Annotated in this window: 19 protein-coding genes and 4 tRNA genes; 18 read left to right on the top strand and 5 right to left on the bottom strand. The window is 55.1% G+C overall.

Annotated elements, in window-relative coordinates; translation table 11 throughout:
- Positions 1-33: 33 nt before the first annotated feature.
- Positions 34-315: a peptidylprolyl isomerase PpiC gene (gene ppiC / locus ACMWL8_RS21605; protein ID WP_004886861.1), complete on the bottom strand. Its 282-nt coding sequence runs from the start codon at positions 313-315 to the stop codon at positions 34-36.
- An 85-nt stretch (positions 316-400) separates the two neighbouring features.
- Between ppiC and rep the strand changes: the two genes are divergently transcribed.
- A complete protein-coding gene (gene rep / locus ACMWL8_RS21600; protein ID WP_028014817.1) occupies positions 401-2,425 on the top strand; it encodes a DNA helicase Rep in 2,025 nt (674 codons plus the stop codon).
- Positions 2,426-2,476: 51 nt separating this feature from the next.
- On the opposite strand, the gene gppA is transcribed toward rep, so the two are convergent.
- A complete protein-coding gene (gppA, locus tag ACMWL8_RS21595; protein ID WP_045261003.1) occupies positions 2,477-3,961 on the bottom strand; it encodes a guanosine-5'-triphosphate,3'-diphosphate diphosphatase in 1,485 nt (494 codons plus the stop codon).
- Between the two features lie 6 nt (positions 3,962-3,967).
- Complete coding sequence (rhlB, locus tag ACMWL8_RS21590) at positions 3,968-5,236, bottom strand: ATP-dependent RNA helicase RhlB (RefSeq protein WP_028014815.1); 1,269 nt, start codon at positions 5,234-5,236, stop codon at positions 3,968-3,970.
- A gap of 144 nt (positions 5,237-5,380) precedes the next feature.
- Here rhlB and trxA point away from each other — a divergent pair, with 144 nt between their 5' ends.
- The 17 genes from trxA to ACMWL8_RS21505 all read left to right on the top strand — a co-directional run bounded on the left by trxA (position 5,381) and on the right by ACMWL8_RS21505 (position 20,540).
- A complete protein-coding gene (trxA, locus tag ACMWL8_RS21585) occupies positions 5,381-5,710 on the top strand; it encodes a thioredoxin TrxA (RefSeq protein WP_006179218.1) in 330 nt (109 codons plus the stop codon).
- A gap of 344 nt (positions 5,711-6,054) precedes the next feature.
- Complete coding sequence (gene rho, locus ACMWL8_RS21580) at positions 6,055-7,314, top strand: transcription termination factor Rho (protein WP_008501566.1); 1,260 nt, start codon at positions 6,055-6,057, stop codon at positions 7,312-7,314.
- Positions 7,315-7,555: 241 nt separating this feature from the next.
- Entirely contained in the window at positions 7,556-8,659 is a 1,104-nt protein-coding gene (gene wecA, locus ACMWL8_RS21575; RefSeq protein WP_045261002.1) for a UDP-N-acetylglucosamine--undecaprenyl-phosphate N-acetylglucosaminephosphotransferase, read from the top strand.
- A gap of 13 nt (positions 8,660-8,672) precedes the next feature.
- Complete coding sequence (gene wzzE / locus ACMWL8_RS21570; protein WP_028014813.1) at positions 8,673-9,719, top strand: ECA polysaccharide chain length modulation protein; 1,047 nt, start codon at positions 8,673-8,675, stop codon at positions 9,717-9,719.
- A 56-nt stretch (positions 9,720-9,775) separates the two neighbouring features.
- Positions 9,776-10,906: a non-hydrolyzing UDP-N-acetylglucosamine 2-epimerase gene (gene wecB / locus ACMWL8_RS21565; protein ID WP_028014812.1), complete on the top strand. Its 1,131-nt coding sequence runs from the start codon at positions 9,776-9,778 to the stop codon at positions 10,904-10,906.
- Positions 10,903-12,165, top strand: coding sequence for a UDP-N-acetyl-D-mannosamine dehydrogenase (gene wecC / locus ACMWL8_RS21560; RefSeq protein WP_028014811.1), 1,263 nt, complete (start codon positions 10,903-10,905; stop codon positions 12,163-12,165). Before wecB ends, wecC begins: the two co-directional genes overlap by 4 nt.
- A complete protein-coding gene (gene rffC / locus ACMWL8_RS21555) occupies positions 12,162-12,839 on the top strand; it encodes a dTDP-4-amino-4,6-dideoxy-D-galactose acyltransferase (protein ID WP_028014810.1) in 678 nt (225 codons plus the stop codon). Before wecC ends, rffC begins: the two co-directional genes overlap by 4 nt.
- A 4-nt stretch (positions 12,840-12,843) precedes the next feature.
- The gene (gene rffA, locus ACMWL8_RS21550) at positions 12,844-13,974 is read left to right on the top strand and encodes a dTDP-4-amino-4,6-dideoxygalactose transaminase (protein ID WP_045261000.1); all 1,131 of its coding nucleotides are present in this window, start codon (positions 12,844-12,846) and stop codon (positions 13,972-13,974) included.
- Position 13,975: 1 nt separating this feature from the next.
- Positions 13,976-15,226 (top strand): lipid III flippase WzxE, encoded by a 1,251-nt coding sequence (gene wzxE / locus ACMWL8_RS21545; RefSeq protein ID WP_045260999.1) that lies wholly within the window; start codon positions 13,976-13,978, stop codon positions 15,224-15,226.
- Positions 15,223-16,302 (top strand): TDP-N-acetylfucosamine:lipid II N-acetylfucosaminyltransferase, encoded by a 1,080-nt coding sequence (locus tag ACMWL8_RS21540; protein ID WP_028014807.1) that lies wholly within the window; start codon positions 15,223-15,225, stop codon positions 16,300-16,302. The genes wzxE and ACMWL8_RS21540 overlap by 4 nt, the downstream gene beginning before the upstream one ends.
- The gene (gene wzyE / locus ACMWL8_RS21535) at positions 16,299-17,651 is read left to right on the top strand and encodes an ECA oligosaccharide polymerase (RefSeq protein WP_302233214.1); all 1,353 of its coding nucleotides are present in this window, start codon (positions 16,299-16,301) and stop codon (positions 17,649-17,651) included. Before ACMWL8_RS21540 ends, wzyE begins: the two co-directional genes overlap by 4 nt.
- Before the next feature lie 12 nt (positions 17,652-17,663).
- A complete protein-coding gene (wecG, locus tag ACMWL8_RS21530) occupies positions 17,664-18,404 on the top strand; it encodes a lipopolysaccharide N-acetylmannosaminouronosyltransferase (RefSeq protein ID WP_045260998.1) in 741 nt (246 codons plus the stop codon).
- 197 nt (positions 18,405-18,601) lie between these two features.
- Positions 18,602-19,987: a bifunctional threonine/serine APC transporter ThrP gene (gene thrP, locus ACMWL8_RS21525; RefSeq protein WP_045260997.1), complete on the top strand. Its 1,386-nt coding sequence runs from the start codon at positions 18,602-18,604 to the stop codon at positions 19,985-19,987.
- A gap of 102 nt (positions 19,988-20,089) precedes the next feature.
- Positions 20,090-20,166: transfer RNA gene (locus ACMWL8_RS21520), tRNA-Arg, on the top strand.
- 68 nt (positions 20,167-20,234) lie between these two features.
- Positions 20,235-20,310: transfer RNA gene (locus ACMWL8_RS21515), tRNA-His, on the top strand.
- 21 nt (positions 20,311-20,331) lie between these two features.
- Positions 20,332-20,417, top strand: a tRNA-Leu gene (locus ACMWL8_RS21510).
- Between the two features lie 46 nt (positions 20,418-20,463).
- Positions 20,464-20,540 (top strand) — tRNA-Pro (locus ACMWL8_RS21505).
- A 506-nt stretch (positions 20,541-21,046) separates the two neighbouring features.
- Here ACMWL8_RS21505 and ACMWL8_RS21500 read toward each other — a convergent pair.
- Both ACMWL8_RS21500 and hemY read right to left on the bottom strand, forming a co-directional pair.
- Positions 21,047-22,258, bottom strand: coding sequence for a hypothetical protein (locus ACMWL8_RS21500; protein WP_045260996.1), 1,212 nt, complete (start codon positions 22,256-22,258; stop codon positions 21,047-21,049).
- Between the two features lie 173 nt (positions 22,259-22,431).
- Positions 22,432-23,631, bottom strand: coding sequence for a protoheme IX biogenesis protein HemY (hemY, locus tag ACMWL8_RS21495; protein WP_045261008.1), 1,200 nt, complete (start codon positions 23,629-23,631; stop codon positions 22,432-22,434).
- Between the last annotated feature and the right edge of the window lie 2 nt (positions 23,632-23,633).

Genomic DNA, 23,633 nt, shown 5'->3' with positions numbered 1-23,633 from the left:
GGCCGGGTAAGGCGCAGCCGCCACCCGGCTTTTTTATTTGCGATACAGCACCTTAATAATGTGATAACCGAACTGGGTATGCAGTGGACCGGTTGGCTCCAGCACCGGGCAGGAGAAGACCACTTTATCGAACGCCGGAACCATCTGGCCCTGACGGAATTCGCCTAAATCGCCGCCACGCTTGCCGGACGGGCAAATAGAGTGCTTCTTCGCCAGCTTGCCGAAGTCGGCGCCGTTTTTAATCTGCTCCAGAAGATCCAGAGCCAGTTTCTCTTCTTTAACAAGAATATGCAGTGCTGCTGCTGTTTTTGCCATGATCGTGCCTTGAGTGGTATGGATTAGGCTCGCTATACTACCACGCTGTTATTCTCCCCTCCTGACTTTCATTGAGCGATCATTTATGCGTTTAAATCCCGGACAACAACAAGCCGTCGAATTTGTAACCGGACCGTGTCTGGTGCTGGCGGGCGCAGGATCCGGTAAAACGCGCGTCATCACCAATAAGATTGCGCACCTGATCCGCGGCTGCGGCTATCAGGCACGCCACATTGCGGCGGTTACCTTTACCAACAAAGCGGCGCGCGAGATGAAAGAGCGTGTTGGCCAGACGCTGGGGCGCAAAGAGGCGCGCGGGCTGATGATCTCTACCTTCCACACGCTGGGGCTGGATATCATTAAACGTGAATACGCCGCGTTGGGGATGAAATCCAACTTTTCGCTGTTCGATGACACCGACCAGGTGGCGTTGCTCAAAGAGCTCACCGAGGGGCTGATCGAGGATGATAAGGTGCTGTTGCAGCAGCTGATCTCAACGATCTCGAACTGGAAAAACGATCTGATGACCCCAGCCCAGGCTGCGGCGATCGCCAAAGGCGAACGGGATCGGATCTTTGCCCACTGCTATGGTCTGTACGACGCGCACATGAAAGCGTGCAACGTGCTGGACTTCGACGATCTGATCCTCTTGCCGACGCTGCTTTTACAGCGAAATGAAGAGGTGCGCGAGCGCTGGCAGAATAAAATCCGCTACCTGCTGGTGGATGAATATCAGGACACCAACACCAGCCAGTACGAGCTGGTGAAGCTGCTGGTGGGGCAGCGCGCGCGCTTCACCGTGGTTGGCGATGATGACCAGTCAATTTACTCCTGGCGCGGCGCACGCCCGCAAAACCTGGTGCTTCTGAGCAAAGATTTCCCCGCTCTGCAGGTGATTAAGCTGGAGCAGAACTACCGTTCCTCCGGGCGCATCCTGAAGGCGGCAAACATCCTGATTGCCAATAACCCGCACGTTTTTGAAAAGCGTCTCTTCTCCGAACTTGGCTACGGTACGGAGCTGAAGGTGCTCAGCGCCAATAATGAAGAGCATGAGGCGGAGCGCGTGACGGGCGAACTGATCGCCCACCACTTCGTCAATAAAACCGAATACAAGGATTACGCGATCCTCTATCGCGGCAATCACCAGTCGCGCGTCTTTGAAAAGATGCTGATGCAGAACCGCATTCCGTACAAAATTTCCGGCGGCACTTCGTTCTTCTCGCGGCCAGAGATTAAAGATCTGCTGGCCTATCTGCGCGTGCTCACTAACCCGGATGACGACAGCGCGTTTCTGCGCATCGTGAATACACCAAAGCGCGAGATTGGTCCGGCGACGCTGCAAAAGCTGGGCGAATGGGCGATGACCCGCAATAAGAGCCTGTTTACCGCCAGCTTTGATATGGGTCTGAGCCAGACGCTGACGGGGCGCGGGTATGATAATTTAACCCGCTTCACCCACTGGCTGGGTGAAGTGCAGCGCCTGGCTGAGCGCGAGCCCGTGGCGGCGGTACGCGATCTGATCCACGGCATTGACTACGAATCCTGGCTGTACGAAACCTCTGCCAGCCCGAAAGCGGCAGAAATGCGTATGAAAAACGTTAACCAGCTTTTTAGCTGGATGACCGAAATGCTGGAAGGCTCTGAGATAGATGAGCCGATGACGTTAACGCAGGTGGTCACCCGCTTTACCCTGCGCGACATGATGGAGCGCGGCGAGAGCGAAGAAGAGGCCGACCAGGTTCAGCTGATGACGCTGCATGCGTCAAAAGGGCTGGAGTTCCCGTATGTGTATCTGGTCGGTATGGAAGAAGGTTTATTGCCGCACCAGAGCAGCATTGATGAAGATAATGTCGACGAGGAGCGCCGTCTGGCCTACGTGGGGATCACCCGCGCGCAAAAGGAGCTGACGTTCACGCTCTGTAAAGAGCGCCGTCAGTACGGTGAACTCGTGCGCCCGGAACCCAGCCGTTTCCTGCTGGAACTGCCGCAGGACGATCTGATCTGGGAACAGGAGCGCAAAGTGATTACCGCGGAAGAGCGGATGCACAAAGGACAGGCTAACGTGGCGAACATTCGCGCCATGCTGGCAAAAGCCAAAGAGAAGGGATAATGATGAGTAGGCCGGGTAAGGCGAAGCCGCCACCCGGCAGTGTTCAGCGTATTACTTCACCTCAAGCACCCAGTGCACATAGCTCTGCCACTGGCACTCCTGTTCGATCATCTCTGCCCCAAGCGGGTGATTCTCAATCCAGTTTTCCGGCAGCGTCAGTGTCAGCTTCTCATCATCGGCTAGCAGATTAATGGCGGGTAACAAATCATCGCGGCGGCGGCTGGCAAACAGAATTGCCAGACGCAGCAGGCGACACAGATGCTCGGCCACGCGCGGCGGTACGGCATTTTGCTGATGCAAAGAGGAGAGATCGACGGCGTTGGTCTGGTTCAGCAGCAGCGTTGCCAGCAGCTTTTTCTGTGCGGGCGTGTAGCCCGGCAAATCCAGGTTGCGCACCAGATACGCTGCGTGAGCAGGTGCCTGCTTAAAATCTATACTGAGCCCCACCTCGTGCAGCGCACAGGCGCTCAGCAATAAATCGCGGCTCAGATGATCAAGATCCCAGGCGTTAGCGACCTGGTCGGCAAAGCGTGATGCCAGCTGTGATACGCGGCCAGCCTGATCGATATCAACCAGAAAACGACGCTGGACGTTGCGCAGCGTACGGTTGCGGATGTCCTGATCCACCGACAGATGCAGCATCCCGTAGACCAGACCTTCGCGCAGCGCGCCGCCGGCCAGGGTCATACACTGGATATTAAGTTCGGTGAATATGGCGATCAGAATGGCCAGCCCGCTTGGGAAAACCAGGGCACGTTCCAGCGTCAGGCCTTCAATTTCCAGCTCTTCCAGACGTCCGCACTGAATGGCACGCTGTTTAAGCTGCTGAAGTTTGGCAAGCGTGATCCGCTCGTCCATGCCCTGCGCCATCATGATTTCCTGCAGGGCCTGCACGGTACCCGAAGCCCCGACGCAGACTTTCCAGCCGTGATAGCGCAGTTCGTCCATTACCGGGCGTAGCACTGCGCGCGCGGCGTTTTCCGCCTCGTCGAAGTTCTCTTTACCCAGATTCCGGTCAGTAAAGTAACGTTCAAGCCAGGTCACGCAGCCCATCGACAGGCTGAACAGCGACGTCGCCTGCGCGCCGGTGCCGGTTACCAGTTCGGTACTGGCACCGCCGATATCCACCACCAGACGGCGATCGTCACCCCCGGTGGTGTGGGCAACGCCCTGGTAGATCAGGCGTGCTTCTTCTTCACCGCTGATAACCTGAACCGGACACCCCAGAATTTCCTGCGCTTTGGCAATAAAATCTACGGCGTTAACCGCCAGTCTGAGCGTCGCTGTGGCGACGACGGTGATTTGAGCATGCGGGATATCCTGCAGACGCTCAGCAAAGAGCCGCAGGCATTGCCAGCCACGTTCCATGGCTTCAGGCGAGAGGTGATTATCGCTGCTCAGGCCCGCCGCGAGGCGGACCTTGCGCTTAATGCGCGTCAGCGTTTGTATGCTTCCCGCCACCTCACGCACAACCAGCATATGAAAACTATTCGAACCGAGATCAATTGCCGCATAGAGCGAGGTGGAGCTGAGCATAAAGTATTAACCTGAACGACGACGATTACGCGGTGCGCCGCCTGAACGACGCGGACCATTGCCGGAGCGCGGGCGGGAAAGACGCTTAGGCGGCGGCAGTTCGCTTAACAGCGCTTCCGGATTGTATTTACTCTGCGGAATAGAGTGACCGATGTAGGTCTCAATGGCTGGAAGATTCAGCGCATACTCTTCACACGCAAGGCTAATCGAGTGACCGCTTGCGCCCGCACGACCGGTACGACCGATACGGTGTACGTAGTCTTCGCAGTCGTCTGGCAGATCGTAGTTAAAGACGTGCGTCACGGCCGGAATGTGTAAACCACGTGCCGCCACATCGGTTGCGACCAGAATATCAAGATCGCCACGGGTGAACTCGTCGAGGATACGAAGGCGTTTTTTCTGCGCCACGTCGCCGGTCAACAGGCCAACACGGTGACCGTCGGCAGCCAGATGGCCCCAGATGTCTTCACAGCGGTGTTTAGTGTTCGCGAAGATAATGGCGCGATCGGGCCACTCTTCTTCAATCAACGTTTGCAGCAGACGCATTTTCTCTTCATTGGAAGGATAGAAGAGCTCTTCTTTAATGCGGTGGCCCGTTTTCTGCTCCGGCTCCACTTCCACATACTCGGCGTTGTTCATCTGCTCGAACGCCAGCTCGCGTACGCGATAAGAAAGGGTGGCAGAGAACAGCATGTTCAGGCGCTGATTTGCCGGCGGCATGCGGCGGAACAGCCAGCGGATATCTTTAATGAAGCCCAGATCGTACATGCGATCAGCTTCATCAAGCACCACAACCTGGATGGCGCCGAGGTTGATATGGTTCTGTTTGGCGTAGTCGATAAGACGGCCGGTGGTCCCAATCAGGATATCCACGCCGCTTTCCAGCACTTTCAGCTGCTTATCGTAGCCGTCGCCGCCATAGGCCAGGCCAAGCTTCAGACCAGTAGCCTGTGCCAGGGGTTCAGCGTCTGCATGGATCTGTACCGCCAGTTCTCGCGTCGGGGCCATAATTAGCGCGCGCGGCTGGTTAACTTTGCGGTCTGCAATCGCTGGGTGAGAAAGTAAATAATGGAACGTTGACGTTAAAAACGCCATCGTTTTGCCGGTACCGGTTTGCGCCTGCCCTGCAACATCGCGACCGGCCAGCGTCAGCGGCAGGGCGAGAGCCTGAATGGGCGTGCAGTTATGAAACCCTTTTGTTTCAAGGGCTTCGATCACTTTTGGGTGCAGGGCGAAGTCGGAAAACTTCTGTTCTGTTAAATGTGTTTTGCTCATAGTGTGGTAGAATATCAGCTTACTATTGCTTTACGAAAGCGTATCCGGTGAAATAAAGTCAACCTTTAGTTGGTTAATGCGACATCAACACGTCGTTGGTGGAGACAAAACCAACGTACCAGGCTTATTCCTGTGGAGTTATATATGAGCGATAAAATTATTCACCTGACTGACGACAGTTTTGACACGGACGTACTTAAGGCTGACGGGCTGATCCTCGTCGATTTCTGGGCTGAATGGTGTGGTCCTTGCAAAATGATCGCCCCGATTCTGGATGAGATCGCTGACGAATATCAGGGCAAACTGACGGTTGCCAAGCTGAACATCGACCAGAACCCGGGCACCGCACCGAAATACGGTATCCGTGGCATCCCGACCCTTCTGCTGTTCAAAAACGGCGAAGTGGCGGCGACCAAAGTGGGCGCGCTGTCCAAAGGTCAGCTGAAAGAGTTCCTGGACGCTAACCTGGCGTAAGGTTTCTCCGCTGTGCGTCCAGAGCCCCCGGCTAAATGATGTGGAACTCTGGACGCCCGGCTGAAGTCGTGCTAAGTTAGCTATGACTTCGTTTTAAACATATCTATTGTTTGAATCTTGTTTTACCCGATACTTCCCTTTGTTGACATGAACAATGCGTGAAGTGGCTAAATTCCGGGCTTGTCACTCAATCCGTCTTGTCGTTTCAGTTCTGCGTTCTTTCCCTGTGACCAGACAGCGAACAGACATGAGGTGATGGCCGCTAAACAGGCATGGATGACCCTGCCATACCATTCACAACATTAAGTTCGAGAATCACTCCGAGTTTAAGAACCCACACCATTATGAATCTTACCGAATTAAAGAATACGCCGGTTTCTGAGCTGATCACTCTCGGCGAAAATATGGGACTGGAAAACCAGGCTCGTATGCGCAAGCAGGACATCATTTTCGCCATCCTGAAGCAGCACGCTAAGAGTGGCGAAGATATCTTTGGCGACGGTGTGCTGGAGATATTGCAAGACGGATTTGGTTTCCTCCGCTCTGCAGACAGCTCCTACCTCGCCGGCCCTGACGACATCTACGTATCCCCCAGCCAAATCCGCCGTTTCAACCTCCGCACTGGTGACACCATTTCAGGTAAGATTCGTCCTCCTAAAGAGGGTGAACGCTACTTTGCGCTGTTGAAAGTCAATGAAGTTAACTTCGATAAACCAGAAAACTCGCGTAACAAGATCCTCTTTGAGAACTTAACGCCTCTGCACGCGAACTCTCGCCTGCGCATGGAGCGTGGTAACGGTTCTACCGAAGACTTAACCGCGCGCGTCCTGGATCTGGCATCGCCAATCGGTCGCGGCCAGCGTGGTCTGATTGTGGCCCCGCCAAAAGCGGGTAAAACCATGCTGCTGCAGAACATCGCGCAGAGCATTGCCTACAACCACCCAGACTGCGTGCTGATGGTGCTGCTGATTGACGAACGTCCGGAAGAAGTGACCGAGATGCAGCGTCTGGTTAAAGGTGAAGTGGTTGCTTCTACCTTCGACGAGCCAGCATCTCGCCACGTTCAGGTTGCGGAAATGGTTATCGAGAAGGCGAAACGCCTGGTTGAGCACAAGAAAGACGTGATCATCCTGCTTGACTCCATCACCCGTCTGGCGCGTGCCTACAACACCGTGGTGCCAGCTTCCGGTAAAGTGTTGACCGGTGGTGTGGACGCTAACGCCCTGCACCGTCCAAAACGCTTCTTCGGTGCGGCACGTAACGTGGAAGAGGGCGGTAGCCTGACCATCATCGCAACGGCGCTGATCGATACCGGCTCCAAAATGGACGAGGTTATCTACGAAGAGTTTAAAGGTACAGGTAACATGGAACTGCACCTCTCTCGTAAAATCGCTGAAAAACGCGTCTTCCCGGCTATCGATTACAACCGTTCCGGTACCCGTAAGGAAGAGCTGCTCACCACCCAGGAAGAGCTGCAGAAAATGTGGATCCTGCGCAAAATCATCCATCCAATGGGTGAAATTGACGCGATGGAGTTCCTCATTAACAAACTGGCGATGACCAAAACCAACGACGATTTCTTCGACATGATGAAGCGCTCGTAACGTAAATAAAGCCAGCGAACGCCACGTTTTTACGTGGCGTTTTTCTTTTATGGACTATACGCTAGTGTCGCCTACTCCCAATTTTGACCGGTCAGTGCGACAATAAGATAATTCGCACAGTAAAAACATTAATAGCTTGAATAATAAACAAATGGAATTGTAAGAGGTTTGCTTTATAACTTCAGGCGCGGCCCCTTGATGGTTATACTTCCTTGACTAACATTTGTTGAGAACATCCATTGTGAACCTACTTGATACGTTTACTGAACTAACCAGTATTTTCTTGTTTACCACCTGCTTTTTGTTTCTGGCACGTAAGGTTGCAAAATATCTGGGCTTAGTGGATAAACCCAACTTCCGTAAACGTCATCAAGGCATGATCCCTCTGGTCGGTGGCATCTCTGTTTTTGCGGGGATCTGCTTCACTTTTGCTATTACAGATTACTATATTCCGCATGCCAGGCTTTATCTCATATGCTCAACAGTTCTTGTTGTGATTGGTGCGCTGGACGATAGATACGACATCAGCGTCAAAATCCGCGCTTTCGTTCAGGCAGCTGTCGCTATTGCAATGATGGTGTTTGCTAAGTTGCACCTGAGTAGCCTGGGCTATATTTTCGGGGCCTGGGAGATGGAACTCGGCCCATTCGGCTATTTCCTGACACTTTTTGCCGTGTGGGTGGCTATTAACGCGTTCAACATGGTTGACGGTATTGATGGTTTGCTTGGTGGCCTGTCCTGCGTCTCATTTGCCGCCATTGGTTTCATTTTATGGTTCGATGGGCAATATAGCCTTGCTATGTGGTGTTTCGCCATGATTGCTGCCATCCTGCCTTATATCCTGTTAAATCTCGGCACATTGGGCCGACGCTATAAAGTCTTCATGGGCGATGCGGGTAGCACGCTTATCGGCTTTACTGTCATTTGGATCTTGTTGGAAACCACTCAGGGCGATGTGCATCCCATCAGCCCGGTAACGGCGCTATGGATTATTGCCATCCCCTTAATGGATATGGTTGCGATTATGTATCGCCGCCTGCGTAAAGGAATGAGTCCATTCTCTGCTGACCGTCAGCACATTCATCATTTGATCATGCGAGCCGGATTCACTTCCCGGCAGGCATTTGTGCTTATTACGCTGGCGGCTGCTATTCTAGCGGGGATTGGCGTGACGGCGGAATATACGCACTTTGTGCCTGAGTGGGCCATGTTGGTATTGTTCTTGCTAGCATTTTCTCTCTACGGCTACTGCATTAAGCGCGCATGGAAGGTGGCGCGATTCATTAAACGTATTAAGCGCAGGATGCGACGTAACAGTAGCAAAAACACAACATTAACTAAGTAAAACCGGGACTATGATGACTCAACCGTTGGCGGGAGCGAAATCAGTGGTAACAGAGAATGAACTGGACATTCGGGGTTTGTTTCGCGTGTTATGGGCAGGCAAACTTTGGATTGTGGGGATCGCGCTGGGGTTTGCACTGTTAGCGCTAGCCTACACGTTCTTTGCAAAACAGGAGTGGAGCGCCACGGCAATCACGGACAGACCCACGGTTAACATGCTCGGGGGGTACTACTCCCAGCAGCAGTTCCTGCGAAACCTGGATATTAAAGCCAGCCTTGCCACCCCGGACCAGGCTTCCGTTATGGATGAGGCCTACAAAGAGTTTGTGATGCAGCTGGCCTCGTGGGATACGCGCCGCGATTTCTGGTCCCAGACAGATTACTTCAAGCAGCGTCGGGTTGATAACACCAAAGCCGATGCCGCGCTGCTGGACGATCTGATTAACAATATTCAGTTCATGCCGGGCGACGTGCTGCGTAACGTCAACGACAGCGTCAAGCTGATTGCCGAAACCGCGCCGGATGCAAACAACCTGTTGCGCCAGTACGTCGCGTTTGCCAGCCAGCGTGCCGCAAGCCATCTGAATGAAGAGCTTAAAGGCGCCTGGGCAGCCCGCACTATCCAAATGAAGGCGCAGGTCAAACGTCAGGAAGAGGTGGCAAACGCCATTTTTGCGCGCCGCGTGCATAACATTCAGCAGGCGCTGAAAATTGCGGAACAGCACAACATTTCCCGCACTGAGACGGATGTTCCGGCTGATGAATTGCCTGATTCTGAAATGTTCCTTCTTGGTCGCCCAATGCTGCAGGCCCGTCTGGAAAACCTGCAGGCCGTTGGGCCTGATTTTGATCTCGACTACGATCAAAACCGCGCGATGCTTAACACGCTTAATGTCGGTCCCTCCCTGGACCCGCGTTTTCAGACCTATCGTTATTTGAGAACGCCTGAAGAACCTGTAAAACGCGACAGTCCGCGCCGCGCATTCCTGATGATCATGTGGGGTATTGTGGGTGCACTCGTTGGTGCTGGCGTGGCGTTAACGCGTCGTCGTACAAACTAAGAACGCCGTTTACGATGAAGGCTGCGGCCTTCATCGCCTAATCGAAGAGAATCGATGTGAAAGTACTTACCGTATTTGGCACCAGGCCGGAGGCCATTAAGATGGCGCCTCTGGTTCATGCGCTGGCCAGCGATCCTGATATTGAAGCGAAGGTCTGCGTCACGGCCCAGCACCGTGAGATGCTCGATCAGGTCCTAACCCTCTTTTCCATCGTCCCGGATTACGACCTTAATATTATGAAGCCGGGACAGGGATTGACGGAAATAACCTGCCGCATTCTGCAGGATCTCAAGCCGATCCTGGAGTCATTCAAGCCCGACGTCGTGCTGGTGCACGGGGATACCACAACGACGATGGCAACAAGCCTGGCCGCGTTTTACCAGCGTATTCCCGTCGGCCATGTTGAAGCGGGTCTGCGCACCGGCAATCTTTATTCTCCGTGGCCGGAAGAGGCCAACCGTACGCTTACCGGGCATCTGGCGATGTACCATTTTGCGCCAACCGAGAACTCTCGCCAGAACCTGCTGCGTGAAAATGTCGCCGATAACAACATCTTTGTTACCGGCAATACGGTCATTGACGCGTTGATTTGGGTACGCGATCGCGTGCTGGCAAACAGCGATCTGCAGAAAGAACTCGCTGCCCGCTATCCTTTCCTGAATAACGGCAAAAAAACCATTCTGGTCACTGGCCACCGTCGCGAAAGCTTTGGTCGGGGCTTTGAGCAAATCTGTCACGCGCTGGCTGAAATCGCCGCGCAGAATGACGATGTGCAAATTGTCTATCCGGTACACCTTAACCCTAACGTCAGCGAGCCGGTCAACCGCATCCTGGGCCACGTCGAAAACGTCCTGCTGATTGAACCGCAGGACTACATGCCGTTTGTCTGGCTGATGAACCACGCCTGGCTGATCCTCACCGATTCCGGTGGGATTCAGGAAGAAGCGCCCTCTCTTGGCAAGCCGGTGCTGGTGATGCGTGAAACCACTGAACGTCCGGAAGCGGTTAAAGCCGGGACAGTGCGTCTTGTCGGCACCAACGCACAGCTCATCGTCGAAGAGGTCACGCGCCTTCTGCACGACGATGAAGCGTATCAGGCGATGAGCCGGGCCCACAATCCCTACGGAGACGGGCAGGCTTGTGGCCGTATTTTGCAAGCACTTAAACACAATCGGGTATCGCTATGAGTTTTACTACCATCTCTGTCATTGGTCTTGGCTACATTGGCCTGCCTACTGCGGCGGCATTCGCCTCCCGTCAAAAGCAGGTTGTTGGTGTGGATATCAACGCACGTGCGGTAGAAACCATTAATCGTGGCGAAATTCATATTGTGGAGCCCGATCTTGACCGCGTGGTGAAAGAGGCGGTTGATGGCGGCTTCCTGCGCGCCAGCACGACGCCAGTGGAAGCGGATGCCTACCTGATTGCCGTTCCAACGCCCTTCAAAGGCGACCACGAGCCCGATATGGTCTACGTCGAGGCGGCGGCAAAATCTATTGCCCCCGTGCTGAAGAAAGGGGCGCTGGTAATTCTGGAGTCGACTTCTCCCGTCGGAGCTACCGAGCAGATGGCGCAGTGGCTGGCCGATGCGCGTCCTGATTTACGCTTCCCGCAGCAGGCCGGTGAGCAGGCGGATATCAACATCGCCTACTGCCCGGAGCGCGTGCTGCCGGGGCAGGTGATGGTCGAACTGATTAAAAACGACCGGGTGATAGGCGGCATGACGCCGGTCTGTTCTGAACGCGCCAGCGCGCTGTACAAGATTTTCCTGGAAGGCGAATGCGTGGTAACCAACTCCCGCACCGCCGAGATGTGCAAGCTGACGGAAAACAGCTTCCGTGACGTTAACATCGCCTTCGCAAACGAACTGTCGCTGATCTGTGCCGATCAGGGGATTAACGTCTGGGAGTTAATCCGCCTGGCGAATCGCCATCCGCGCGTCAACATTCTCCAGCCTGGCCCAGGGGTGGGCGGTCACTGTATCGCCGTCGACCCGTGGTTTATCGTGGCGCAGAACCCGGCGCAGGCGCGCCTGATTCGCACCGCGCGTGAAGTGAACGATAGCAAACCTCACTGGGTACTGAATCAGGTTAAAGCGACGGTAGCGGATTGTCTGGCAGAGAGCGGCAAGCGCGCCAGCGAGCTGAAAATTGCCTGCTTTGGTCTGGCATTTAAACCCAATATTGACGATCTGCGTGAAAGCCCGGCGATGGAAATTGCTGAGATGATTGCTGAATGGCATAAGGGCGAAACTCTGGTGGTCGAGCCGAATATTCATGAACTGCCGGCAAAACTGGCGGGGCACTGCATGCTGACGGCGCTGGATGACGCGCTGGCGACAGCGGACGTGCTGGTGCTGCTGGTGGATCATAAAGAGTTTAAAGCGACGTCCGGTGACGCGGTGCGTCAGCAGTATGTGGTTGATACCAAAGGCGTCTGGCGTTGAGTGCACTCCACGGCGTGCTGGAATCCCTTGAGTGGGAAAGCGCATTTTTTGCCCGTCCCTCGGCGATAGTCCGCTGGCGCGAGAATGCGCCCGCCCTGCAGGAAGTGGACTTCAGCGCCTGGCAGCGCGTGCAGGCTAAGATCCCGGCGGACCGTGCCGACCTGCTTGATGCGCTCCAGCAACACGGTTTTCAGCTGGTTGAAGGCGAGGTAGACCTTTCCATCACCCTCACCCGGCACGATGCGTCCGGCGCGGAAATTGCAACGGAACAGGACATTCCTGTGCTGCGCCAGATGGCGGCCCGGGCGTTTGCGCAAAGCCGCTTTCGCACGCCCTGGTATGCGCCTGACGATAGCGGACGTTTCTATGCCCAGTGGGTAGAGAATGCGGTCAAAGGTACCTTTGACCACGTCTGCCTGATTTTCCGTGCAGCGAACGGTCAGATTCAGGGATTTGTCTCGCTGCGCAAGCTTAACAAGCGCGAGGCGCGTATTGGCTTATTAGCCGGGCGCGGCATGGGGGAGAAACTCATGCAGGCGGCGCTGCACTGGGCGCAGCTGCAGCAGGTTGAGACGCTGCGGGTGGCGACCCAGGTGGGCAACACCGCCGCGCTTAAACGTTATATTGCGAGTGGTGCCAACATCGACGCCACCGCCTACTGGTTATACAGGTGACAAGATGATTCCATTTAACGCACCACCCGTCGTGGGAACCGAGCTCGACTATATGCAGTCTGCCATGGGCAGCGGCAAACTCTGCGGTGACGGCGGTTTTACCCGTCGCTGTCAGCAGTGGATGGAGCAGCGTTTTCGCAGTGCTAAAGTGCTGCTGACCCCGTCCTGCACGGCATCGCTGGAAATGGCGGCACTGCTGCTGGATATCCAGCCCGGTGATGAAGTGATCATGCCGAGCTATACCTTCGTTTCCACGGCGAACGCGTTTGTCCTGCGCGGAGCGAAAATCGTCTTTGTGGATATCCGCCCGGATACCATGAACATTGATGAGACGCTGATTGAAGCGGCGATCACCGACAAAACGCGTGCAATCGTGCCGGTTCACTACGCGGGCGTGGCCTGTGAAATGGACACCATCATGGCAATCGCCAAAAAGCACAACCTGTTTGTGGTAGAAGATGCCGCGCAGGGCGTGATGTCCACCTACAAGGGGCGCGCGCTGGGCACCATCGGCCACATCGGCTGCTTCAGCTTCCACGAAACGAAAAACTACACTGCCGGCGGTGAGGGCGGTGCGACGCTGATTAACGATCGTGCCCTGGTTGAGCGTGCGGAAGTGATCCGTGAAAAAGGCACCAACCGCAGCCAATTCTTCCGCGGTCAGGTTGATAAGTACACCTGGCGCGATATCGGCTCAAGCTATCTGATGGCCGACCTGCAGGCAGCGTACCTGTGGGCACAGCTGGAAGCGGCAGAGCGAATTAATCTCCAGCGCCTGTCCCTGTGGCAAACCTATTACGATGCGCTTGAGCCGCCGGCAAAAGCCGGACGTATTGAGCTGCCAACCATTCCGGCCGATTGCGTCCACAACGCCCACATGTTTTACATCAAGCTGCGCGATAACGACGATCGCAGCCAGCTCATCGCCTGGCTGAAAGAGGCCGAAATTATGGCGGTCTTCCACTATATTCCGCTGCACTCCAGCCCAGCGGGCGAAGCGTTTGGAATGTTCGCAGGTGAAGACCGTTACACCACGAAAGAAAGTGAGCGTTTGCTTCGCCTGCCACTGTTCTTCAACCTCGCGCCAGTTAACCAGCGTACGGTGATCAATACCCTTCTGAGCTATTTCGGCTGATATGTCTCTGGCAAAAGCATCGGTGTGGACCGCCGCGTCCACGCTTGTAAAAATTGGTGCCGGACTGCTGGTCGTCAAGCTGCTGGCCGTCTCATTCGGCCCCTCAGGCGTCGGGCTGGCGGGCAACTTCCGTCAGCTTGTTACCGTCCTTGGGGTGCTGGCCGGTGCCGGGATCTTCAACGGCGTGACCAAATACGTTGCTCAGTATCATGATGATGCGGCCCAGCTTCGCAGGGTAGTGGGCACCGCGTCGGCAATGGTCACGGGCTTTTCGACCCTGCTGGCGATTGTGTTTCTGCTAGCCGCAGCGCCCATTAGCCAGGGATTGTTCGGGCACACCCATTATCAGGGACTGGTGCGTCTGGTCGCGCTGGTCCAGATGGGCATTGCCTGGGCTAACCTGCTGCTGGCGCTGATGAAAGGTTTTCGCGATGCAGCCGGGAACGCGCTTGCGCTCATCCTGGGTAGCGTCATCGGCGTGATTGCCTATTATTTCTGCTACCGCCTGGGCGGCTATGAAGGCGCACTGCTTGGGCTGGCGCTGGTTCCGGCACTGGTTGTTGTGCCTGCGGCGTTCATGCTGATGCGCCAGGGCGTTATCCCTCTGAGCTACCTGAAACCGCAATGGGACAAGGTGCTTGCCAGCCAGCTGGGTAAGTTTACCCTGATGGCGCTCATTACTTCCGTCACGCTGCCGGTGGCTTACGTGATGATGCGAAACCTGCTGGCGGCGCATTACAGCTGGGATGAGGTAGGGATCTGGCAGGGCGTAAGCAGTATTTCCGATGCTTACCTCCAGTTTATAACGGCTTCCTTTAGCGTTTATTTGCTGCCAACCTTATCGCGTCTGACGTCCAGGCAGGATATTACCCGCGAAATTTTCCGCTCCCTGCGTTTTGTATTACCCGCAGTGGCGGCGGCCAGTTTGACCGTCTGGTTATTGCGTGATGTCGCCATCTGGCTGCTGTTCTCGGCGAAGTTTACCGCCATGCGCGATCTTTTTGCCTGGCAACTGGTGGGTGATGTGCTGAAAGTGGGGGCTTACGTTTTCGGCTATCTGGTGATTGCGAAAGCCTCGCTGCGGCTGTATATCCTCGCGGAGGTTAGCCAGTTTGCATTGCTGACAGCATTTTCGCACTGGCTGATACCCGCGCACGGTGCGCTGGGGGCGGCTCAGGCCTACATGGCAACCTATATCGTTTATTTCGCTGCCTGCTGCGGCGTATTTTTATTGTGGCGTAAACGCGCATGACTGCACTGATTCACATCCTGGGATCGGATATCCCACACCATAACCAGACCGTTTTGCGGTTCTTCAACGACGAGCTGGCATCGGGCAATCCTGATGCGCGCGAGTTTATGGTTGCAGGTCAGGATAATGGCCTGAGCGCGGCGTTTCCGGCGCTGACAATCACCTTCTGGCCGGATAAAGCTAGCCTGGCGAAGGCGGTTATTGCCAAAGCCAAAGCGGATCGTGAGCAACGTTTCTTTTTCCACGGGCAGTTCAATACCGGCCTGTGGCTGGCTCTGCTCAGCGGGGGAATTAAACCCTCCCAGTGCAGCTGGCATATCTGGGGAGCCGATCTCTACGAAGTCTCGCGCGGCTGGAAATTCCGTCTTTTCTATCCGCTGCGTCGCATGGCGCAGGGAAGGGTGGGCCGCGTTTTTGCCACCCGTGGCGATCTGAATTATTTTGCGAAGCAGCACCCTAACGTGCGCGGTGAGCTACTCTATTTCCCAACCCGTATGGATCCGGCGCTGAACACCATGGCGAATGACGCGGTTCGCGAAGGCAAGCTGACGGTGCTGGTGGGGAATTCCGGCGACCGCAGTAACGAACATGTCGCCGCGCTCCGGGCGGTACACCAGCAGTTTGGCGACACGGTGAACGTGGTGGTGCCGATGGGTTATCCGGCCAACAACGACGCCTACATTGATGAGGTTCGCCAGCAGGGGCTTGCGTTATTCAGCGAAGAAAATCTGCACATTCTCAGCGAAAAGCTGGAGTTTGATGACTATCTTGCGCTACTGCGAAAATGCGATCTGGGCTATTTCATCTTTGCTCGCCAGCAGGGGATTGGTACGCTGTGCCTGCTGATTCAGGCGGGTGTACCGTGCGTGCTTAATCGTGAAAACCCGTTCTGGCAGGACATGGCCGAGCAGCATATTCCGGTGTTGTTCACCTCAGACGCGCTGAATGTCGAAGTGGTACGTGAAGCACAACGCCAGCTCACGCTGGTGGATAAAAATAGCATCGACTTTTTCAGCCCGAATTACCTCACGCCGTGGCACCGCGCGCTGCGTATCGCTTCAGGAGACAACGCATGAGTCAGTTGCAGTTTAGCGGCTTACTGGTTGTCTGGCTTCTGAGCACGCTATTTATCGCCACGCTCACCTGGTTTGAGTTCCGCCGGGTGCGCTTCAACTTTAACGTGTTCTTCTCGTTGCTGTTTCTGCTGACCTTCTTTTTCGGCTTCCCGCTGACCAGCATTCTGGTCTTCCGTTTTGACGTGAGCGTCGCGCCGCCGGAAATTCTTCTCCAGGCCCTGCTGGCGGCGACCTGCTTCTATGGTGTTTACTACGTCACCTATAAAACGCGTCTGCGACCAGCGCAGGCCGCTGCCCCGCGTCGGGCGCTCTTTACCATGAACCGGGTGGAGACCCATCTGACGTGGGTGATGCTCATGACGATCGCCCTGGTTAGCGTCGGCATCTTCTTCATGCATAACGGCTTCCTGCTGTTTAAGCTCCACTCCTACAGCCAGATTTTTTCGGCTGAAGTCTCAGGCGTGGCGCTTAAGCGATTCTTCTATTTCTTCATCCCGGCGATGCTGGTGATCTTCTTCCTTCGCCAGGACAGCAAGGCATGGCTGTTCTTCCTGGTCAGTACGGTTGCGTTCGGTATCCTGACCTACATGATCGTGGGCGGTACGCGTGCCAACATTATCATCGCTTTCGCTATCTTCCTGTTCATCGGCATCATCCGCGGCTGGATCTCGCTGTGGATGCTGGTTGCGGCAGGGGTATTTGGCATTGTGGGGATGTTCTGGCTGGCGCTGAAGCGCTACGGGATGAACGTGGCGGGCGACGAGGCGTTTTACACGTTCCTCTACCTGACGCGCGACACCTTCTCGCCGTGGGAAAACCTGGCATTGTTGCTGCAAAACTACGACAAGATTGATTTCCAGGGGCTGGCGCCGATTGCGCGCGATTTCTACGTCTTTATCCCGAGCTGGCTGTGGCCGGACCGCCCTGGCGTAGTACTCAATACCGCGAACTATTTTACCTGGGAAGTGCTGAACAACCATTCGGGCCTGGCGATCTCGCCAACCTTGATTGGTTCCCTGGTGGTTATGGGGGGAGGCTGGTTTATCCTGCCGGGCGCGTTTGTCGTAGGGTTGATTATTAAGTGGTTTGACTGGCTTTACGTGCGCGGTAACGAAGAGACCAACCGCTATAAAGCGGCCATTTTGCACAGTTTCTGCTTTGGTGCCATTTTCAATATGATCGTTCTGGCGCGCGAGGGGCTGGACTCGTTCGTTTCGCGCGTGGTGTTCTTCATGGTCGTTTTTGGCATCTGCCTGTTACTGGCCAAACTGTTGTACTGGCTGTTCGACAGCGCAGGGCTTGTGCACAAGCGCGAGCCGCAGGGCAGCACAACGCTGTCGCAAGTCTGAGTAGGGAAAGTAATGACTGATAAAACTTCTGCACCGCGCTATGCGCTTCGTGGTTTGCAGCTGATTGGCTGGCGCGACATGCAGCACGCGCTGGATTTTCTGTTCGCCGACGGGCAGATGAAGTCCGGTACGCTGGTCGCTATCAATGCGGAAAAGATGCTGGCGGTGGAAGATAACGCCGAAGTCAAAAGCCTGATAGAAGCGGCTGAATTTAAATACGCGGACGGAATCAGCGTGGTCCGCTCTATCCGTAAAAAATATCCTGACGCTAATGTATCTCGCGTGGCGGGTGCCGATCTCTGGGAGCAGCTTATGGCCCGCGCGGGCGCGGAGGGCACGCCGGTGTTCCTGATTGGCGGTAAGCCTGAGGTGCTGGCCGAGACTGAAGAGAAACTGCGTCGTCAATGGAATGTTAATATCGTTGGTAGCCAGAATGGTTACTTCAAGCCTGAAGACCAGCAGGCTTTGTTTGCCCGCGTGCGCGACAGTGGGGCAAAAATCGTCACCGTGGCGATGGGGTCCCCGCGCCAGGAGATCCTGATGCGCGACTGCCGCATGGTCAGCCCGGATGCGCTTTATATGGGCGTCGGCGGCACCTACGATGTCTTTACCGGCCACGTGAAGCGCGCGCCGAAGATTTGGCAAAATATGGGGCTGGAGTGGCTCTACCGCCTGCTCTCCCAACCCACCCGCATTAAACGACAGATTCGACTGCTTCGCTACCTCACCTGGCACTATACCGGTAAAATGTAATCAAAATGTAGCGCGATATGCTGTTCGCGCTGCAACTCACCTGCAAAACTGCCGATAATTTGTGCAATGCATTCATTTTTTTAATGCATCGTTTGCCATTTGGCCGATTTTAAGAAACCATTCGCACCGTATTTTAGTACCCCTAAAAAACAATAACCGGTATTAAGCCGGGAAACAGCAAACACAATCGAGGATCTATGGCAGAGAAAAAACCGGAGCTACAGCGTGGGCTGGAAGCTCGTCATATTGAACTGATAGCGCTGGGCGGCACTATCGGCGTGGGCCTGTTTATGGGCTCCGCAAGTACGCTCAAATGGGCAGGCCCTTCCGTATTACTGGCGTATATTATCGCCGGGCTGTTTGTTTTCTTCATCATGCGCTCAATGGGCGAAATGCTCTTCCTGGAGCCGGTAACCGGTTCCTTCGCCGTTTACGCGCATCGTTATATGAGCCCGTTCTTTGGCTACCTGACGGCCTGGTCATACTGGTTTATGTGGATGGCGGTGGGCATCTCTGAAATCACCGCGATAGGGGTCTACGTCCAGTTCTGGTTCCCGGACATGGTCCAGTGGATACCGGCACTCATTGCCGTGGGGCTGGTGGCGCTGGCAAACCTGGCCGCCGTGCGCCTTTACGGTGAAATTGAGTTCTGGTTCGCAATGATCAAAGTCACCACGATTATCGTGATGATTGTCGTCGGCCTGGGCGTGATTTTCTTCGGCTTTGGCAACGGTGGACTCGCTATCGGCTTTGGCAACCTGACCGAAAACGGCGGCTTTTTCGCTGGCGGCTGGAAGGGCTTCCTGACGGCGCTATGTATCGTTGTGGCCTCGTATCAGGGCGTGGAGCTGATCGGTATTACTGCCGGTGAAGCGAAAAACCCGCAGGTTACGCTGCGTAGCGCGGTGGGCAAAGTGCTGTGGCGCATCCTGATTTTCTACGTGGGCGCAATCTTCGTTATTGTGACCATCTTCCCGTGGAATGAAATCGGCACGACGGGGAGCCCGTTCGTATTAACCTTTGCGAAGATTGGGATTACAGCAGCAGCGGGTATCATCAACTTTGTGGTCCTGACGGCAGCGCTGTCAGGCTGTAACAGCGGGATGTACAGCTGTGGCCGTATGCTCTACGCGCTCTCGAAAAATAACCAGCTGCCTGCGGCAATGAGTAAAGTCTCACGTGCTGGCGTGCCGGTAGCGGGCGTCGCGGTCTCCATTGTCATCCTGCTGATTGGCTCCTGCCTGAATTACATCATCCCTAATCCGCAGCGCGTGTTTGTTTACGTCTACAGCGCCAGCGTGCTGCCGGGCATGGTGCCGTGGTTTGTTATCCTCATCAGCCAGCTGCGTTTCCGCCATGCGCATAAAAAAGCGATCGCCAGCCATCCGTTCCGCTCGATCCTTTTCCCGTATGCGAACTATTTGACGATGGCGTTCCTGATTTGCGTATTAATTGGAATGTACTTTAATGAAGATACCCGCATGTCGCTGTTTGTCGGGCTGATCTTCCTGGCGGCAGTGACGGCCGCGTATAAGCTTTTTGGCCTGGGTCGCCGTGCCACCACGCAGAAAGTGGAGGAATAAGCGGCAAAATGTGCAAACCATAACCAAACGCGCATTTTTTTCAAAAAAGCACTAGACAGCGGGGACGGAGGTACGTAATATCCAGCCCCGCAACGGCGCTAAGCGCCCGTAGCTCAGCTGGATAGAGCGCTGCCCTCCGGAGGCAGAGGTCTCAGGTTCGAATCCTGTCGGGCGCGCCATTTTAGTTCCCGGCGCTAGAGCTGCGGTGGTCTGAGAAGTAGTCAGTACCGCGTGAAAGAATACAGTGGTGGCTATAGCTCAGTTGGTAGAGCCCTGGATTGTGATTCCAGTTGTCGTGGGTTCGAATCCCATTAGCCACCCCATTATTGAAAGAGTTGTGAATTGCGAAGGTGGCGGAATTGGTAGACGCGCTAGCTTCAGGTGTTAGTGTCCTTAGGATGTGGGGGTTCGAGTCCCCCCCCTCGCACCACGACTTTTTAAATGAATTGAACTAAAAATTCAAAAAAGCAGTACATCGGCGAGTAGCGCAGCTTGGTAGCGCAACTGGTTTGGGACCAGTGGGTCGGAGGTTCGAATCCTCTCTCGCCGACCAATTTTGAACCCCGCTTCGGCGGGGTTTTTTGTTTTCTGTAAGTTTTCTTCCCTGTCGTTATCTCCAGAAAGTACCCTTTATCATTGTCGCGATTCAGTGACATGCAAGCCATTGAAAATAAAATAAATAATTATTTATGGGATTTACTGTCTCTTCCTGGCGACATATTTCTGCTTTTGCCGATACGCTAGGAAGCTTCAGAAGCTACTTAACAGCATAATTTCCTTTTATCTTAAAATGTTGCGGCATGTAAAAGTTCTGCGTGTAAATCTGGCACGTTACGTGCAATAATATACGCGTAGATGCTCATTCCATCTCTTATGTTCGCCTTAGTGCCTCATAAACTCAGGAATGACGCAGAGCCATTTACGGTGCTTATCGTCCACTGACAGATGTCGCTTCGGCCTCATCAGACACCATGGACATAACGTTGAGTGAAGCACCAAATATGTTGTCTTACAGACCTGTTTTAACGCCTGCTTTTATAGCAGGCGTTTTTTTATGTCTTATTCCCGATACCCACGCATGATCAGGGCGACCAACAGCAGGGCGGCTGACGAGACCGTATAGAGCGCCAGCACTGAGCCAAGCCCAACAGCCACTATCGCTGTAATGCCGGTGAAAAGCGAGGCGCTGAGCGTTTGCCAGCGCCAGGCTTTACCGCTGGCTGACGCGGTTTGCGTAATATGAAAACTGCTGAGTACGCCAAACGTGCCGGCTGCGAAGAGAACGTTTGAGGCCAGATGCGCGATAAAGATCATCCCCAGCGCACATGCCATCCACCCGGATAACAACGGCAGCATTCCATAAGCGGCAAGAAAAATACCGAGACAAACGATGATTCGTGGCGTGTGGACGGCAAAGCGCGTCAGGCTCTCTTTTTTTAGCAGCATGGGGCCGCAAAGTTGTCCCATGCTCCTTGCGAAAAGCAGAGGCAGAGCAAGGCCCGCCGCATCCTGAGGATGGAGCTGCTGCGCCAGGGCCGGAAGTAGCGCCATCGCCGGTGAGCCGACGGCCGCCAGCGCCGGCAAAATGAGCAGGCTGCGCTTTTGCCGAACGGTCAACGTCCGCCAGCGCAGTGGCGCGGGGGCCGCCTCTTCACCGGGGAAAGGTAGCAATGACCCAGAAAACCGGCGTCCAGCCAGCCACAGCAGCAGCAGTGAACCGAGAAAGCTGGCGGCATCAATGGCCAGCAGGGTAAACACGGATGTCTTCTGGAACAGCAGCACGCCCAGTCCAGTACCTAATAACACCTGAGAAGCAAAAATCACATTTTCCAGACAGGTCGCAGCAGGCAGCTCTGTTTCGCTAAGTCCGCGTTTAAAGAGCAATGTCAGCGCGGGCCAGCTCATCCCGCTGAGCAGCGCTTCGGTGGATTGCACGGCGAGTAGCGAGGCAATGCTGTGATAACCCGCACCGAGCAGGGGGAAGAGCAGGGCGAGCAATCCCAGCCCCTCGGTCAGTATCAGCAGGAATACTGGAGAATAGCGCGAGCACAGCTTTTCGCCGATCGCGCTGCCGATGAATCCCGGAACCGTTGCGAAAAGAAAAGCGAGGGTGAGCAGGGCGGGCGGGGCCGACCACGCTAACAGTAAACCAAAGACCACGACCTGGGTTAGCCCATTTCCCAGCGAAGAAAAGATAAAAGCACAGGCAAGCAGGCGCAGCCAGCGGTGGCAGCGCAGCGCTTCAATAAGCGCATACAAAAGCGAGTTCATGAAGATTTCCTTTCAAAAACGATTTAATCCACGCTGCAGAAAGTGCGCGTGTGTGAAAAAAAGTTAATGAAAAGACATCGTTACATTGGCGGGTTCGTTTGCAGATGTGGGTGTAAAGAATGTAGCAGGAGAAAGGCGATAAAAAAAGGAGGCCGTCTGGCCTCCTTTTTTATTTATTGCGGGTTACCGTTATTTTGCAGCGTCAGCAATAGCCCATCGCGACGCATGGCGGCCGCCTCTTCTGGCTTATGCTGTTTGTCCAGCGTATCGGCAAGCCACGCGTAGTCAAACGCGTCCGGACGCTGTTTCAGTGCCGCACGGAAGGCCAGGCTCGCCTCTTGCCATTCGCCGTGCTTCATCAGCGACTGGCCCAGGGTACTCCACAGCAGCGGACGGTCACCGACGGTTTTGATCTGCTGGCGCAGCACTTTTTCGACCTGCTCAGGGTTATTGGTTTTCAGGCGCGGGATCACCATGACCAGGCGATCGTCGTACTGGCGCTTCAGGCCGTCGAGAAGGATCTCCTGGGCGGTGTCATGATCGTCACATTCAATAAGATGTTCCGCCATGGCCACCTGCAGGGGGACCTGCTGGCGCGTTTTCCGGCTCTGATTCTTCCACCAGGTTTTCAGGCCTTCGCTGCCCAGATCGGCGCGCGCCTGATCCATCAGGCCAATCCATGCCAGACGCTGAAGTTCATCACGATGTTCATCATCACCCACTTCGGCCTTCGCCATCGACAGAATGATGTCCAGCAACGAGCCCCACGCTCCGGTACGAATATAGGCCTGCTCCGCAAGGCGCAGGACTTCCGGATGACGCGGTGCGATTTCCAGCAGACGGTCAATGCCGTGGCGCGCCGCGTGGTTCTCATTGCGCGCGAGCTGCAGGCGGACGCGGGTAATTTCCACCGGGATCGGGTCGCCAGACGCCAGCTCTGACGCGCGTTCCAGATGCTGGTTAGCGCGGGCTTCATCACCGCGCTGCTGCGCCGCTTCGGCGGCCAGAAGATAGTTCACCACCGGCTGTTCCGCGTGATCGGCGTTTTTCGACATCAGCTTTTCAACCTGCTGGTAATCGCCTTCGGCCAGCTTTAGCAGTGCCTGTTCCGTTTGCTTACGGGCGCGGCGGCGCTTACGGCCAACGAACCAGCCGCGGGTATGGGCACCGGTGCGGAAAATACGGCGCAGGATCCATTCAACGGCAAGCAGGACCACGACGCCGAGGATCAGAACGATCGCCAGACCCGTTACGCTGGTTTCAATGTTGTAGTTATCGGTCTGGATCAGGACGTATCCCTGATGACCCGCAAGCATCGGGCCCAGGACGATCCCGGCGATCAGCAGGATGAAGAGTAAAAGGACTTTTAGCATCA

This window comes from Enterobacter sp. 04-C-12-SI-ECC, from assembly GCF_047530715.1.
Classification (GTDB): Bacteria; Pseudomonadota; Gammaproteobacteria; order Enterobacterales; family Enterobacteriaceae; genus Enterobacter; species Enterobacter bugandensis.
The sequence above is the reverse complement of the archived record's forward strand: the minus strand, read 5'-3'. Positions and strand labels throughout refer to the sequence as shown.

Coding starts and splice junctions, on each gene's coding strand:
- ACMWL8_RS21500 (WP_045260996.1), bottom strand. CDS start 22,258: ATGAACTCGCTTTTGTATGCGCTTATTGAAGCGCTGCGCTGCCACCGC.
- rho (WP_008501566.1), top strand. CDS start 6,055: ATGAATCTTACCGAATTAAAGAATACGCCGGTTTCTGAGCTGATCACT.
- wzyE (WP_302233214.1), top strand. CDS start 16,299: ATGAGTCAGTTGCAGTTTAGCGGCTTACTGGTTGTCTGGCTTCTGAGC.
- rhlB (WP_028014815.1), bottom strand. CDS start 5,236: ATGAGCAAAACACATTTAACAGAACAGAAGTTTTCCGACTTCGCCCTG.
- wecG (WP_045260998.1), top strand. CDS start 17,664: ATGACTGATAAAACTTCTGCACCGCGCTATGCGCTTCGTGGTTTGCAG.
- wecC (WP_028014811.1), top strand. CDS start 10,903: ATGAGTTTTACTACCATCTCTGTCATTGGTCTTGGCTACATTGGCCTG.
- thrP (WP_045260997.1), top strand. CDS start 18,602: ATGGCAGAGAAAAAACCGGAGCTACAGCGTGGGCTGGAAGCTCGTCAT.
- trxA (WP_006179218.1), top strand. CDS start 5,381: ATGAGCGATAAAATTATTCACCTGACTGACGACAGTTTTGACACGGAC.
- ACMWL8_RS21540 (WP_028014807.1), top strand. CDS start 15,223: ATGACTGCACTGATTCACATCCTGGGATCGGATATCCCACACCATAAC.
- rep (WP_028014817.1), top strand. CDS start 401: ATGCGTTTAAATCCCGGACAACAACAAGCCGTCGAATTTGTAACCGGA.
- rffA (WP_045261000.1), top strand. CDS start 12,844: ATGATTCCATTTAACGCACCACCCGTCGTGGGAACCGAGCTCGACTAT.
- ppiC (WP_004886861.1), bottom strand. CDS start 315: ATGGCAAAAACAGCAGCAGCACTGCATATTCTTGTTAAAGAAGAGAAA.
- gppA (WP_045261003.1), bottom strand. CDS start 3,961: ATGCTCAGCTCCACCTCGCTCTATGCGGCAATTGATCTCGGTTCGAAT.
- wzzE (WP_028014813.1), top strand. CDS start 8,673: ATGACTCAACCGTTGGCGGGAGCGAAATCAGTGGTAACAGAGAATGAA.
- wzxE (WP_045260999.1), top strand. CDS start 13,976: ATGTCTCTGGCAAAAGCATCGGTGTGGACCGCCGCGTCCACGCTTGTA.
- hemY (WP_045261008.1), bottom strand. CDS start 23,631: ATGCTAAAAGTCCTTTTACTCTTCATCCTGCTGATCGCCGGGATCGTC.